At 46.3% G+C, this 14,114-nt stretch carries 10 protein-coding genes; 9 read left to right on the top strand and 1 reads right to left on the bottom strand.

Features of this window, described 5'->3' with window-relative positions:
• Positions 1-92: 92 nt before the first annotated feature.
• Positions 93-632, bottom strand: a complete 540-nt coding sequence (locus ACFI6J_RS00200; protein WP_156086020.1) for a CinA family protein — start codon at positions 630-632, stop codon at positions 93-95.
• A gap of 143 nt (positions 633-775) precedes the next feature.
• Here ACFI6J_RS00200 and mutS point away from each other — a divergent pair, with 143 nt between their 5' ends.
• The 9 genes from mutS to ACFI6J_RS00155 all read left to right on the top strand — a co-directional run bounded on the left by mutS (position 776) and on the right by ACFI6J_RS00155 (position 14,086).
• Positions 776-3,397 (top strand): DNA mismatch repair protein MutS, encoded by a 2,622-nt coding sequence (gene mutS / locus ACFI6J_RS00195; RefSeq protein ID WP_462585588.1) that lies wholly within the window; start codon positions 776-778, stop codon positions 3,395-3,397.
• A 156-nt stretch (positions 3,398-3,553) separates the two neighbouring features.
• Entirely contained in the window at positions 3,554-5,185 is a 1,632-nt protein-coding gene (locus tag ACFI6J_RS00190; protein WP_014948503.1) for a CTP synthase, read from the top strand.
• Positions 5,186-5,243: 58 nt separating this feature from the next.
• Positions 5,244-6,536 (top strand): phosphopyruvate hydratase, encoded by a 1,293-nt coding sequence (eno, locus tag ACFI6J_RS00185; protein WP_039230614.1) that lies wholly within the window; start codon positions 5,244-5,246, stop codon positions 6,534-6,536.
• Between the two features lie 147 nt (positions 6,537-6,683).
• A complete protein-coding gene (locus ACFI6J_RS00180; protein ID WP_061484944.1) occupies positions 6,684-7,436 on the top strand; it encodes a hypothetical protein in 753 nt (250 codons plus the stop codon).
• Positions 7,437-7,866: 430 nt separating this feature from the next.
• Positions 7,867-9,426, top strand: coding sequence for a 2-isopropylmalate synthase (gene leuA / locus ACFI6J_RS00175; RefSeq protein WP_061484942.1), 1,560 nt, complete (start codon positions 7,867-7,869; stop codon positions 9,424-9,426).
• Complete coding sequence (gene leuB, locus ACFI6J_RS00170; protein WP_342291102.1) at positions 9,427-10,524, top strand: 3-isopropylmalate dehydrogenase; 1,098 nt, start codon at positions 9,427-9,429, stop codon at positions 10,522-10,524.
• A gap of 9 nt (positions 10,525-10,533) precedes the next feature.
• Complete coding sequence (leuC, locus tag ACFI6J_RS00165; RefSeq protein WP_239219967.1) at positions 10,534-11,934, top strand: 3-isopropylmalate dehydratase large subunit; 1,401 nt, start codon at positions 10,534-10,536, stop codon at positions 11,932-11,934.
• 3 nt (positions 11,935-11,937) lie between these two features.
• Positions 11,938-12,543, top strand: a complete 606-nt coding sequence (gene leuD / locus ACFI6J_RS00160) for a 3-isopropylmalate dehydratase small subunit (protein WP_014948483.1) — start codon at positions 11,938-11,940, stop codon at positions 12,541-12,543.
• Between the two features lie 346 nt (positions 12,544-12,889).
• A complete protein-coding gene (locus tag ACFI6J_RS00155) occupies positions 12,890-14,086 on the top strand; it encodes an HD-GYP domain-containing protein (RefSeq protein WP_462585564.1) in 1,197 nt (398 codons plus the stop codon).
• The last annotated feature ends 28 nt before the right edge of the window (positions 14,087-14,114 follow it).

Raw genomic sequence — 14,114 nt, 5'->3', positions numbered from 1 at the left:
ATTCTGTATTGGTGTTTTCCATATTTTTTATGAAATTACCAAATAATGATCACATTCTATACTGTACAAGCATACAGTTTCAACCAGTGTTTTTAATTTTCACTCAACATTTTAATTAACTGAGTAATGGCAAAGCTAATAGCATGTTGACGTACTTCGTCGCGATTGCCGCTGAAAACCTGTTTGATTTGCGCTTCGTGCTGCCCACATAAAAAGCCAAACCACACAGTGCCCACCGGTTTTGCGTCGCTGCCACCGCCAGGGCCGGCAATGCCGCTAACCGTTACAACAAGTTGCGCTCCGCTGTTACGGCGCACGCCTTCAGCCATTTCTTTCACCGTTTGCTTCGACACCGCGCCGTACTCTTTTAGCGTCTGTTCTGTTACGCCCAGAACGCTTCGCTTTGCGTCATTAGAGTACGTCACCCAGGATTGGTTAAACCAATCAGAACTGCCAGCCACACTGGTAAAAGCAAAAGCAACTCCTCCGCCCGTACACGACTCGGCGCTCGATACGGTCCAACCTTTGCTCCTGAGTGCGTCACCCAACACATGGACTTGCGCAGATAATGCGCTATCAAGTGTTAAAGGGGTGGCGTTTGCTGTCGAATCAGTTGAAAATGTTGTGCTCATTTGGATATACCTAATTACACCTGTTGTGCTTTATCAGATCTTCGCTTGATCTTAATGGGCGTGAGTTTATCATTTATTCCCCTCAACAGGCATTAAACCCAGCAACAAATTCGCAGAGGCATTTTTTGGAATCACATACTCCTATGATGCGCCAATATCTGACTATTAAGGCGCAGCATCCGAATATTTTACTGTTTTATCGCATGGGCGACTTTTATGAGTTGTTTTACGACGATGCCAAAAAAGCTGCTGAATTACTGGATATTTCATTAACAGCCAGAGGAAAATCTGGTGGTGAACCTATTCCTATGGCTGGTGTGCCTTATCATGCGGTAGAAAGTTATCTGTCACGCTTAGTGAAAATGGGCGAGTCAGTAGCCATTTGTGAACAGGTAGGCGACCCAGCCACCAGTAAAGGCCCTGTTGAACGCGCAGTACAACGCATTGTTACGCCCGGTACAGTCACCGACGAAGCGCTGTTAGAAGAACGTTGCGACAATATTCTGGCCGCCGTTTGTGGTCACAGTATGCACTATGGGCTGGCAACCCTAGATGTTACGAGCGGTCGTTTTGTTGTGTTTGAATGTGACAGCGATGAAAGCCTACTTGCTGAAATTCAGCGCATTAACCCAGCTGAACTGCTCTATCCTGAAGGATTTGAAAGCTTAGCATTGGTTGAAAACCGCAAAGGACTTAGACGCCGTCCTGAATGGGAATTCGACATTGATACCGCCTCAGAGCAATTAAACGCGCAGTTTGAAACCAAAACATTAGATGGCTTTGGAATAAAAGGCGTCACTAAAGGCTTAGGCGCAGCGGGCTGCGTTTTACAATATGTAAAGGATACCCAGCGTACTGCTCTGCCTCACATTCGCCGCATTCAGACCGAACAGCAAGACAGCCGCGTGCAGCTTGATGCTGCCACCCGCAGAAACCTAGAACTTACCCATAATTTGTCGGGCGGACAGGAAAATACGCTGTTCAGCGTGATGGATACCACCACTACGGCCATGGGTAGTCGTATGCTACAGCGTGTTATTCATTCGCCTTTAACCGACCAGCATGAACTGCACAGCCGCTTAGATGCTGTTGAAACTTTCATTAATGACGACCCTGAAGATATTCGCGCAGCGCTCAAACACATTGGTGACATTGAGCGTATTATGGCGCGCTTAGCCCTTCGTTCAGCGAGGCCACGCGACTTCGCTCGCCTAAAAAATGCCTTTAACGCCCTGCCTGATTTACAAGATGCTCTAGCTCGGTTCGACACAGGGCAAATCCGAAGTATTAGCGAAACCATTGGCACTTACCCTGAGCTTCAAGCTCTGTTAAATGATGCCATTATCGATAACCCACCAGTGGTAATACGCGATGGCGGCGTAATTGCCGAGGGTTACAACGCCGAACTTGATGAATTGCGCAAGCTATCACAAGGTGCTACCGACTACTTAGACGCTATGGAACAACGTGAGCGCGAGCGCACCGGCATTTCTACGCTAAAAGTGGGCTATAACAAAGTTCACGGGTTCTTTATTGAAATTAGCCGGGCGAACAGTGCATTAGCGCCTGCTGAATATATTCGAAGACAAACCCTTAAAAACACTGAACGTTATATAACGCCAGAACTTAAAGAGCACGAAGATAAAGTGCTAAGCAGTCAGGGCGCTGCGCTTGCTCTTGAAAAGCAGCTTTATGAAGCCTTGTTTGACAACTTTGCGCCGCACTTAAACAACTTAATTGAAACCGCTGCGGCGCTAGCCAAATTAGACGTGCTATGCTGTTTTGCCGAACGCGCAGTCTCCCTTGATTGGTATCGACCTCATTTGAGTCAAGAATGTGCGCTTACTTATGATGCCGGCCGCCACCCTGTGGTTGAGAACGTGATGAAAGACCCCTTCATTGCCAACCCGCTTCAGCTAGATACCGAGCGCCGCATGCTAATTATTACCGGTCCGAACATGGGCGGTAAGTCGACCTATATGCGCCAAACTGCGCTGATTGCCCTGTTGGCCTGTATTGGCAGTTTTGTACCTGCAGAAAATGCCCACATAGGAAAGCTAGATCGTATTTTTACCCGTATAGGCGCATCAGATGACTTAGCCTCAGGTCGTTCTACCTTCATGGTTGAGATGACAGAAACGGCGAACATTCTAAACAATGCCACAGAAAACTCTCTGGTATTAATGGATGAAATAGGCCGTGGTACCAGTACCTATGATGGATTGTCTCTGGCGTGGGCATGCGCGAGTTATTTGGCAAAACAGCTAAATGCTTATACGCTTTTTGCCACTCATTATTTCGAACTTACTGAACTTCCAGAAACGCAAAGCGGCGTAGTGAATGTGCACTTAGACGCGATGGAGTTTGAAGATACCATACGCTTCATGCATACCGTATCAGAAGGTGCGGCGAGCAAAAGCTTTGGTTTACAAGTCGCCCAACTTGCAGGCGTACCGAAGGCGGTAATAAAAGCAGCGCAACAAAAACTCGCGGTGTTGGAATCATCACACCTTATGACCAGCACGGAAGACGGATCAGAGAAAGCCAACGATGAGTCTTTTGTAGCGAAGAGCTCGGTAAAAGGTGTAAATAAAACAAGCGCATCAGTTAAAGTCACATCAAATACTAAAGGCCAAGCTGAAATGCTATTCCCTGATAAGCAGCACCCGGTTGTAGAAGCCCTTGAAAACTTATCACCCGATGAGTTATCACCGCGCCAAGCGCTAGACCTTATCTACACACTTAAGCGCCTGAGCCAATCTTAAACCAAGCTTAAGCGCGTATAAATTGCGCATCATGTGGGCAAATTGATTGTCTGCCCACATGAATTTGCGTATACTATCGCCCCGTCCAAAGTGTAGCTGGTTTTGTTCTAAACTCAGCCTATATTTACCATACAACCCAAACGTTCTAGGTTTCGCATGACAAATTATATTTTCGTCACCGGTGGTGTAGTTTCATCGCTAGGTAAAGGTATTGCTGCAGCATCGTTAGCCGCAATTCTGGAAGCTCGCGGTCTCACCGTAACCATGTTAAAACTCGACCCTTACATCAATGTCGACCCGGGCACTATGAGCCCTATCCAGCATGGTGAAGTATTTGTTACCGATGACGGCGCTGAGACCGACCTTGATCTTGGTCACTATGAGCGTTTTATTCGCACCCGCATGACTAAGCGCAACAACTTCACTACCGGCCGTGTATATGAAGAAGTGTTAAAGCGCGAGCGTCGCGGTGATTACCTTGGCGCAACCATTCAGGTTATTCCTCATATCACCAATGAAATTAAGCGCCGCGTAATTGAAGGTGCTGAAGGTCATGATGTAGCTATTGTTGAAGTAGGTGGAACGGTTGGTGATATCGAGTCACAACCTTTCTTAGAAGCTATTCGTCAGCTTGGTACCGAAGTAGGCCGTGAACGCGCTATGTTCATGCACCTAACGCTTGTACCTTATATGCCAGCATCAGGTGAAGTAAAAACTAAGCCTACGCAGCATTCGGTAAAAGAGCTTCGCTCGATTGGTATTCAGCCAGATATTCTAGTTTGTCGTTCGGTAGGTGCACTGCCGGCCAGTGAGCGCTCGAAAATCGCCCTATTCACAAACGTTGCCGACAAAGCCGTTATTTCTTTGAAAGACGTAGACAGCATTTACCGCATTCCTGCTGCACTTAAAGCACAAGGCATGGATCAGCTGGTAGTTGACCGTTTCGGTCTTGAGTGTGAAGAAGCCGACTTATCTGAATGGGAACAAGTACTTTACGCTGAGTCTAACCCTACTGCTGAAGTTAATATTGGTATGGTAGGCAAGTATGTTGAGCTACCTGACGCTTATAAGTCTGTAAACGAAGCGCTTAAGCACGCTGGCCTTAAAAATCGTCTGACCGTGAATATTCACCACATCGACTCGCAAGACGTGGAAAGCAAAGGTACCCAAATTCTAGAAAAACTAGATGCTATCTTGGTGCCTGGCGGCTTTGGCGAACGCGGTATAGAAGGTAAAATTGCTGCTGCTCGTTATGCCCGTGAAAACAAAGTCCCTTACCTTGGCATTTGCTTAGGTATGCAGGTAGCGCTTATCGAGTACGCGCGCAATGTTGCAGGTATGGAAAATGCGAACAGCACAGAGTTCGACCCTGAAACGCCTTATCCTGTTGTGGGCCTAATCACTGAGTGGTTAGACGCAGCTGGTACAACTGAAACTCGCACTGAAAACTCAGATCTTGGTGGTACTATGCGCTTAGGCAGCCAGCTTTGCCACCTTATTGACGGCACAAAAGTGCATGAGATGTATGGCAGCACAGAGATTTATGAGCGTCACCGTCACCGTTATGAAGTGAACAATAACCTACGCGACCAAATCGAAGCAGCTGGATTAAAGGTAAGTGGTTTGTCCACTGACAAGCGACTTGTAGAAGTAGTAGAAATCCCTGATCATCCTTGGTTCATTGCGGGCCAATTCCACCCTGAGTTCACATCAACTCCTCGGGATGGACACCCATTATTCACTGGTTTCGTTGCTGCGGCAGGAAAATACCAGAAAGAAAATCACTAATTTCTAATAAAAGGGCGCTCTCTCCCGTTGCGCCCCATTCAATTGTTGAGGAAAAAACATGGCGAAAATTAGTCGCATTATCGGACGCGAAATCTTAGATTCACGCGGAAACCCTACCGTAGAAGCAGATGTTTACTTAGAATCAGGCGTAATGGGCCGAGCTGCAGCACCTTCTGGTGCATCTACTGGTAGCCGCGAAGCACTAGAGCTACGCGACGGCGACAAGTCTCGTTACCTAGGTAAAGGTGTAACAAAGGCAGTTGCAGCAGTTAACGATACCATCGCGCCAGCACTTATCGGTAAAGATGCACTAGCGCAAGCTGATATCGACGGCATCATGATTGACCTTGATGGCACTGAAAACAAAGAAACCCTTGGCGCGAACGCAATCCTAGCGGTTTCACTTGCAGTAGCGAAAGCAGCGGCAGCAGAGAAAGGCGTAGCACTTTACGAGCACATTGCAGACCTAAACGGTACATCTGGTCAATTCTCTATGCCAGTACCAATGATGAACATCATCAACGGTGGTGAGCACGCTGATAACAACGTAGACATTCAAGAGTTCATGGTACAGCCAGTTGGCGCGAAGAGCTTCAAAGAAGCGCTACGTATGGGTGCTGAAATCTTCCACGCTCTTAAGAAAGTACTGTCTGCTAAAGGCCTTAACACAGCGGTTGGTGATGAAGGTGGTTTTGCCCCTAACCTTAGCTCAAACGCTGAAGCGCTTGCAGTAATCGTAGAAGCCGTTGAAAACGCTGGCTACAAAATGAATGAAGACATTACCCTTGCACTAGACTGCGCGGCGTCTGAATTCTATAAAGATGGCAAATACGTACTATCTGGCGAAGATAAGAGCTTCGATTCAGAAGCGTTTGGCGACTACCTTGCTGACCTTTCTTCACAATACCCAATTGTATCTATTGAAGACGGCCTGGACGAAAGCGACTGGGACGGCTGGGCAAGCCTAACTAAGAAGATTGGTGACAAAGTACAGCTAGTTGGTGACGACTTGTTTGTAACTAACACTAAAATTCTTAAGCGCGGTATTGATAACGGTATTGGTAACTCAATCCTTATCAAGTTCAACCAAATCGGTTCACTGACTGAAACCCTTAACGCTATTAAGATGGCGAAAGATGCGGGCTTTACAGCGGTTATCTCTCACCGCTCTGGTGAAACTGAAGACGCCACAATTGCTGACCTTGCAGTAGGTACAGCGGCGGGCCAAATCAAGACGGGTTCACTATGCCGTTCTGACCGTGTTGCTAAGTACAACCAATTACTTCGTATTGAAGAAGCACTAGGTGACGCTGCAACTTACAAAGGCCGTAGCGAAATCAAAGGCCAATAATTGACGCCTGAGAATATGATGAAAAGCCGCTTTCTATAGCGGCTTTTTTTGTGTCTATTTTTTCGCATTGTTTAATGAAACCGTGTAGCAACAAGCGCTTAATCTTGCTAGGGTTAAATAACTTTAGACAGGTATTTGATAATCCCGATGGCTTCAGGCGACAAACTTTCCCACTCTTTACCCAACGCCCAAGTTGGCTTTTTCAGTGAAGCTGGTGAACTCGGTGGAAGCCACCCTCAATTCAATGAAATATGTACTGCTCTGTATGAAAGAGAAATCGTCTCTCTAGCTCATAGCGAGATAAAAAACCTATCGCTGCTTAAGCGTCGAATGGGCGGGCTTCCCTATCACGTGAAAGCTATTGCTCGATATATGATTAGTAATGGCATCGCAAACAATCCATCCCCGCTAAAAACAGATACCCATAATGGGAGTTGGTATGCCAAGCAATCTGCAAAGTGCCCCGGCATTAATCATTTAGACGATGTAGAAAAGCGAGAAGCGTGGTATAGAAAAAACGCTAGGTATGGTCTTGTTGTACCTGTTTTAATTTTAAATATGGAAGGTTCTCACATTGAGCTTGATTCCATTGATATGGTAAATCAAGACAATACCCAGCTCCATCTGAACAAAAATGGATGGTTTGCTAACTCGGGTGAATGCATTCACTCAACAACACTACGCGATGAATTGGAAGCGGCTACGGCACTTTCAGTTCAAAACAAAATACTATTGCGGCCTTCAAAGGCGATAGTGACCGCTGCATGCTGTGGCCACACATGGAGCTTTAAATCCAAGCGTTCACCCCGTGCCTTATCCCTTCGCGAAATGCGCTTATCTACTCAAATCAATTGGAAGAACTTTACGTTACTTAGAAATAACAAGGCTTGTATAGAATAAAAACCCACTTAAAAAGCATAAATAGCCAAGATTCGCATTTCACCTCTATAGATAAAATTAGTACGAACATCCTAATCAACCCTGCAGTTAAAACTTAAAGCCCTTTGAAATGACAGATATTGCTAGCCATGCTTACTGATAACGAACACCGTTAGGATGCGCATCCTAAATAATTAAAAGAAAGCATTTATACACGAAAAATATACTCATTATCGTAAACAATGGTTGACCTCTTCATGCCACATGGGTACATTGTCGCTATCTACTTGGTCAGCAAAGAAACAACAGCTCATGCGTATTCGTTTCCTTCTTCTATCTCTACTCCTTATGGCAGCCAGACTGCACGGGTAGATTGCGACCAGCGATTTAATTTCACAAAAACCCGTGCCAAGCACGGGTTTTTTTTTAACTATTCAACTGAGAGAGCGTCATGACAAATCAAGTGAAGATCTTTGATACCACATTGCGAGACGGTGAGCAGGCCTTACCTGCAAGCCTAAGTGCCAAAGAGAAATTGCAGATCGCACTGGCGCTCGAACGGTTAGGCGTAGACATTATCGAAGCTGGCTTTCCTGTCTCTTCTCCAGGCGATTTTCGCTCTGTACAAATGATTGCAAAAGAAGTTAAGAACTCTATCGTTTGTGGCCTATCTCGCGCATTGCCGGGTGACATTGATGCATGCGGACAAGCATTAAGCGTTGCTGAGCAATTCAGAATTCACACCTTCATCGCAACGTCAGAGATTCACGTAGGTGCCAAGCTTCGCAAGTCACAAGATGAAATTGTAGATATGGCTGTAGCCGCAGTGAAACATGCACGTAAGTATACTGACGATGTAGAGTTTTCCTGTGAAGATGCGGGGCGTACCCATATTGATTACCTATGCCGAATGGTTGAAGCTGCTATTAACGCTGGCGCAACGACGGTAAATATTCCGGACACCGTAGGCTACACAACACCTACAGAGTTTGGCGGTATTATTCAGCAATTGTTCAATCGCGTTCCAAATATCGATAAAGCAACCATTTCAGTACATTGTCACAACGACTTGGGCTTAGCGGTAGCAAATTCATTAGCAGCTGTTGAGCAAGGTGCCAGACAGGTTGAATGTACGATAAACGGTATTGGCGAGCGTGCTGGTAACGCTTCACTTGAAGAAATTGCCATGATCTTACAAACCCGTAAGAACATGTTGGGCTTTGAAACTAACATTAATTCTACCGAAATATCGCGCACATCTAAGCTAGTCAGCCAGCTTTGTAATATGCCAGTTCAATCAAACAAGGCCATTGTTGGCGCAAATGCGTTTAGCCATTCATCTGGTATTCACCAAGACGGTGTCTTAAAAGCGCAAAATACCTATGAAATTATGACCCCAGAAAGTGTGGGCATTAATAAGAACAACCTAAACTTAACGTCACGCTCTGGCCGTCATGTGATTAAACATCGCTTAACCGAACTTGGCTATAAAACCGAAGACTATGACTTAGAAGCGGTGTATGACGCCTTCTTAAAGTTAGCGGATAAAAAAGGCCAAGTATACGATTACGACCTTGAAGCCTTGTTGTTCTTCGATAAGCAAAAGCACGACCAAGCACACTTCCAGTTGCTTTATCTTCAAGCTAATTCAGGGCGTGAAATCATTCCAAGCGCCACCGTTAAAATGAAAGTGGGCACTGAAGAGATTACCCAGTCTAGTATTGGAAACGGCCCGGTAGATGCGGCTTATAAGGCCATCATGTCTATACTAGGTCACGAAGATTTAGAAGTTGTCGACTTTAAATTAGATTCAAAAGGTGAAGGTGCCGACGCTTTGGCGCAAGTGAGCGTTATCGCTACATATAAAGGCCGTCGTTTCCATGGAATCGGCTTGGCTACAGATATTGTGGAAGCCGGCGTTAAAGCCCTTATCTTTGTATTAAATAACACATATTTGGCCGATCAAATTGATCAGCAAAAAAACCAACAAGAACGCGTTGCAGGAGTATAAATGAGCCAGTATTCAATTGCCGTATTAGCCGGAGACGGTATCGGCCCAGAAGTTATGCAGGAAGCCAATAAGGTTTTAGATGCTGTTGAAAAGAAGTTTAACGTCACCCTGAACCGTACTGCATATCCTGTAGGTGGCTACGCCATTGATACTGAAGGCGAAGCGCTACCCTCAAAAACGCTTTTGGGCTGTGAGCAAGCCGATGCGATCTTGTTTGGCAGTATCGGTGGCCCTAAGTGGGACACCTTGCCGTTAGAGCAACGTCCTGAGCGTGCCGCACTACTTACCCTTCGCAGTCATTTCGACTTGTTCAGTAACTTACGCCCGGCTCGCATTTATCCGGGCCTTGAAAGCCTGTCTCCCCTTCGTGAAGACATTGCTAAATCAGGCGTAGACGTTTTAGTTGTGCGTGAGCTAACCAGCGGTATTTACTTTGGTCAGCCTAAGGGCCGAGAAGGTGAAGGCGAAGAAGAGTTCGCGTATGACACCATGCGCTATAGCAAACGTGAAATTCGCCGTATTGCTATTGCAGCGTTTGAAGCAGCACAGAAGCGTCGCGGCAAAGTGACGTCGGTGGACAAAGCCAACGTACTAGTAACCAGCCGCTTATGGCGTGAAATTGCTGAAGAAGTCGCAAAAGACTATCCAGATGTAGAGCTAGACCACATCTACATCGACAACGCCACTATGCAAATAATGAAGAACCCAGCGCAGTTCGATGTAATGCTGTGTTCAAACCTTTTTGGCGATATCGTTTCTGATGAATGCGCTATGATGACGGGCTCTATGGGCTTGTTGCCATCGGCAAGCATGAACGAGGAAGGCTTCGGCCTTTATGAGCCAGCAGGCGGTTCGGCTCCAGATATTGCAGGCCAAGGCATTGCTAACCCTATCGCACAAACTTTATCGGCCGCCATGATGCTGCGTTTCAGCATGAACTTGAATGATGCTGCCGACGCAATTGAAAAGGCCGTAGTGGCAACGCTAGAAGCAGGTGTACTTACAGGCGAGTTACTTCCTTCTGACAAACGCAGCCAAGCGGCAAGCACGTCGCAAGTAGGCGATGAAATCGTTAAACAATTAATGGCGCAGGAGTAAAACAACCTCATGGCCAAGACCTTATATGACAAAGTGTGGCAAGCCCACATTATTGACCAAATCGGTGAAGACAGCTTAATTTATATCGACCGTCACTTAATTCATGAAGTAACGTCACCTCAGGCATTCGCTGGCCTTAATGAAAAAGGCCGTAAAGTACGACGCCCTGATCGCACGGTTGGTACTATGGATCACAGCATTTCAACCCGTTCACTGGCAATTGATGCCTGTGGTCCGGCGAATGCGCTTCAGCTACAAACCTTGGCAAAAAACTGTGAAGAACACGGCATTCAGCTATTTCCAGTGGGTCACCAAAAGCAAGGTATTGTGCACGTTATGGGCCCTGAATTAGGTCTAATTCAGCCTGGTATGACGGTGGTGTGTGGTGACTCACACACTGCAACCCACGGTGCATTTGGTGCGCTAGCGTTTGGTATTGGTACCTCTCAGGTAGAGCATGTATTGGCCACACAAACGTTAAAACAAAGCCGAGCGAAAAGCATGCTTATCAACGTAAATGGCAAGCTTCCTGTCGGTATTACCGCAAAAGACATTATTCTTGCCATCATCGGCAAAATTGGCCACGCTGGCGCTACTGGCCATGTTATCGAATACGCAGGTGAAGCTATCCGCGGTTTGAGCATGGAAGAGCGCATGACGGTGTGTAACATGAGTATTGAAGCTGGCGCGAAAGCTGGCCTTGTTGCACCAGACGAGAAAACCTTCGCCTACCTTGAAGGCCGTGAATACGCACCCAAAGGCCAGGACTGGGAAGACGCTGTCTCTTATTGGAAAACCCTTTATACCGAAGAGGGCGCAACCTTTGACACTGTGGTTGAACTTGAAGCGGCAGATATCGCTCCTCAGGTTACGTGGGGCACCAACCCAGGCCAGGTTATTGGCGTAAACACACCGGTACCTGCTCCTGAAGATTTCAGCGACCCGATTGAAAAAGAAAGCGCGGTAAAAGCACTAGAGTATATGGGATTAAAACCCGGTGAAAAGCTTGCTGACGTTGCAGTAAACCACGTATTTATCGGCTCATGTACCAACGGTCGTATTGAAGATATGCGCGCAGCGGCACAAATCGCCAAGCGCGGTAAAGTCGCCGATTCAGTGACTGCGATTGTCGTTCCAGGGTCAGGTAACGTTAAACGCCAAGCTGAAGCAGAAGGCTTAGATAAAATCTTTATCGATGCTGGCTTTGAGTGGCGGTTGCCAGGTTGCTCTATGTGCCTTGGTATGAATGACGACAAGCTAGTGGCAGGCGATAGATGTGCCTCTACCAGTAACCGTAACTTTGAAGGCCGTCAAGGCCGTGGTGCGCGCACTCACTTAGTAAGCCCAGCAATGGCTGCCGCTGCTGCAATTACCGGTCGCTTTGCTGACGTTAGAGATTATCAGGAGTAAGTTATGTCTGAACAAGGTTTTACACAACACACAGGCATTGCTGCGCCGCTTGATCAGGCCAATGTCGATACCGACCAAATTATTCCAAAACAGTTTCTAACTGGCGTAACGCGTGCTGGCTACGGCAAACATTTGTTTCACGACTGGCGTTATTTGGATTTAGAAGAGAAAGAGCCAAACCCAGCGTTCGCGCTGAATAAGCCTGAGCACAAAGGTGCGAGTCTGTTGCTAGCTCGCGAAAACTTTGGTTGTGGATCAAGCCGAGAACACGCGCCGTGGGCACTTGCCGACTTTGGATTTAAAACGGTTATTGCCACCAGCTTTGCTGATATTTTTTACGGCAACTGCATTAATAATCAGCTAGTGCCTGTGGCATTATCAAGCGAGCAAATGGACGCTTTGTTTGCTGCAGTGAAGGCAGACCCAGCAACTAAGATCACCGTTGATCTTCCAGCGCAAACGGTAAGTTTTAACGATACAAGCTTCAGTTTCGATATTGCTGAGCATCACAAAAACAACCTAATTAAAGGCTTAGATGCTATCGGTCAAACGCTAGAACTCACAAGTGCTATAGAAGCCTTCGAAGATAAACAGCCCGCATGGTTGTAAAAGCGTGGGGCTTTAGCGCTTAACAAGGCCCTAGCATGACACATGGGTGCTGTCGCGAGATGGCACCCTGTTTATTTCTCTCTTCCATGCCTTTACCTTAACTTCGTATCAATACGCCTAATACCAAACCGCATAGAGAATATCAGTTCACCTGATTTGAGCTATAAGCAACTTCTCGACACATTTACACGTCACACGTTTTCTCACGAATACGTTAATCTTATATTCGCTGACTCTAGCTATACTAAAGACTAATAAACTCCTCACTTTTTTCACTGGAATATCGTACTATTCATTTCTATTGTAATTGAAGGCTATGGCAACGTTGTGCCTCACAGGAGAAATAATGCTAGAACAGGTACCCATTGATGATTTGCAGCCAGGAATGTACGTCAATCAAGTACTTGAACAAACAGGCTCACTTAAAATGCGCTCTAAAGGCATTGTGAAAACCCAAGCCATTATTGATAGTCTAAAATCGAAAGGTATTTTAAGCGTCGAAGTAGATCTTGCGAAGTCTAAGCTGCCCGAGCCAGCTGTGCCACCCGAGCCAGCTAAAGAAAAAGAGCCCGAAGTGACTAAACCGGTTGTTAAGCCAGTGGGTCGTGATTCAATTAACGAAGCCAACGAGCTTTACAGCAGCGCAATTGCTATTCAAAGCAGCTTTTTAAAGTCGCTTAAAAATGGGGCGGTAAAAGATTTGTCTCCCATGGAGTCGCTGTCGCAAAGCCTGATCGAAAGTGTATTTGATAATAAAGATGCGCTGAGCTGCCTGACTATGATCAAGGATACCGACCAGTACCTTCTTGAGCACAGTATTAATTGCAGTGTACTAAGCGGCATATTCTGTGAGTTTCTTGGCTATGACAGAGATACCACAGAGCAAGTGAGTTTAGGTGCCCTATTGATGGATATCGGCATGTCTTCCCTGCCAGATGAAATTCGCAATAATACAGGCGAATTTTCCAGTGATGATTGGGAAGTGATGAAAACCCACGTTGAAATTGGTGCAAACCTAGTTGAACAGTGTGGCGATATTTCTGACCTATCGCTACGCATCATTGAAGAGCACCACGAGCGCGTTGATGGAAGCGGCTACCCGAGAGGATTGGTTGGTGACGAAATCTCAGAGTTCGCGCGTATTGCTGCCATTGTGGATGCTTACGATGCCTTGACATCTAACCGTACTCACAAAAACAGTATCACGCCTACTCAAGCGCTAAAGCGACTAACTGCGACAGAGAACTTAGACCAAGAATTGGTAAAACAATTTATCCAGTGTATTGGCGTGCACCCTGTTGGCTCCTTGGTGAGGTTAAAGAGCGGTAAATTAGGTATTGTTAGCAAAATCAACCCAAAAGACCCCGTAAGCCCTCACGTAATGACCTTTTACAGCGTCACGTCGCAGCATTTCAATGAAGTTAAGCGCGTTGATTTAAGTCAGTACGACGATGAGATTGTGTCAGGCGTTCGCCCCGAAGAGTTTAGTTTGAACTTGCCAAAATTCTTTAAAGACGTTTTCATCAATCAGATGCCGCTGTAGAAACACAGTTTTACCAGTGAAAAGGCCA

Source organism: Alteromonas sp. G4i13 (assembly GCF_054960505.1).
Note: the sequence above shows the minus strand (reverse complement) of the source record. Positions and strands in the feature narration are given on the sequence as shown.